Source organism: Rhizobium ecuadorense (assembly GCF_001187535.1).
In the GTDB taxonomy this organism is placed as follows: domain Bacteria; phylum Pseudomonadota; class Alphaproteobacteria; order Rhizobiales; family Rhizobiaceae; genus Rhizobium; species Rhizobium ecuadorense.
Genome location: NZ_LFIO01001082.1, coordinates 1 through 341 on the forward strand (window position 1 = coordinate 1; position 341 = coordinate 341).

The window sequence follows — 341 nt, forward strand, 5'->3', positions numbered from 1 at the left end:
GTGTGGTGTCGGCGTATTTCTCACGCTTTTCCAGCCATAAACGCTGGGACTCGTCGATCAACTCGCTGAGTTCATCCATGATCCAGGGATGCTCCTGGACGATATCAGCCTTGAAGCCGATCAGATGCATGCCCGGGATATAGCCGACCTCATTGAGGTAAGTGACTTCAGCGGCGCGGAAATCATCCAGCACCTGTCGCAGGGGCGATTCCTGATCGAAGAAACCCTTCGGCATGAAAGGCGTGAACACGGCGTCGAGCCCGCCATCCAGCAAAAGATCGACCATCGGACGCTCGCCGGGGACAGCCTCGATGCGGCCAGGCCGTCCAAAACCATCAAGG

1 pseudogene is annotated in these 341 nt (G+C 57.5%); it reads right to left on the bottom strand.

Annotated features, from left to right (window positions below):
• A pseudogene (locus tag AF337_RS22005) lies at positions 1-341 on the bottom strand (nitrate ABC transporter substrate-binding protein); the annotation flags it as partial.